Below are 899 nucleotides of genomic sequence, written 5' to 3' on the forward strand. Positions count from 1 at the left end.
AGCTTTTATTAACGAAGTGGCAACGATTACCGACCAAAACTTTGTCCTTGATCCTCGTATCAACGGCAATGTGACGGTCATCTCGAACAAAGCATTGTCCCGTGATGAGATTTATCAGCTGTTCTTAAGTGTCATGCAGGTCAATGGGATTGCAGCGATAGAGTCAGGTACGACGATTAAACTGGTGCCAGATAATGTCGCCAAGCAGTCTGGTGTCGCCGTTGACTTGCGTGGCAATAGTGTCGGTGAGTCGCTCGCAACCCGAGTGATTTATTTGACGAATACTCAAGCGGCAGAAGTATTGGGCGTTATAAGACCTTTGATGCCGCAGTCTGCACATGCCGCCGCTGTACCTGGTGTAAACGCGCTGGTACTATCAGATCGTGCGGATAGCCTAAACCAACTCACCGCACTTATCCGTGATTTGGACAGCAACGTCAATGACAGTCTGCAAGTGATACCACTACGCCACGTCGATGCCGAACGTATGATGGAGTTAATCAGTGCCTTGGTGGCAAGCGCTGGTAGCGGACAAGCACAAGGTGGCAATAATCAACTCAAAGTGATCGCTGATTCATCAAGTGATAGGCTGCTGGTCAAAGGCAGCCCTGAGATGATTGCCAAAGTTCAGGAGATGGTTAATCAATTAGATACCACACCGACAAGACGATTAAGTGGGTTACGTGTCTTTCGCCTAAAGTATGCCAGTGCTAGCCATATTGCCGATATGCTACGAGGTCTTTTGGCCAATCAATCGATTAATAGCGCTGGTGCCACCTCAACGTTAGAGTCCGCTTCTTTAAATGATGCCAGCAGTACAGGGGCTACCGTTAACAGTGCGGCGAGTGAGAGTATTGGCAGTAGCAGTAGCAGTAGTACATCAGTTGTGCCTGCTAGCA

Annotated in this window: 1 protein-coding gene; it reads left to right on the forward strand. The window is 48.6% G+C overall.

What is annotated here, in order from left to right:
• Nucleotides 1-899: secretin N-terminal domain-containing protein (locus ACS8FC_RS15705; RefSeq protein WP_439297455.1), on the forward strand; the 899-nt coding region annotated here is incomplete at both ends.

Source organism: Psychrobacter sp. 1Y4 (assembly GCF_051847555.1).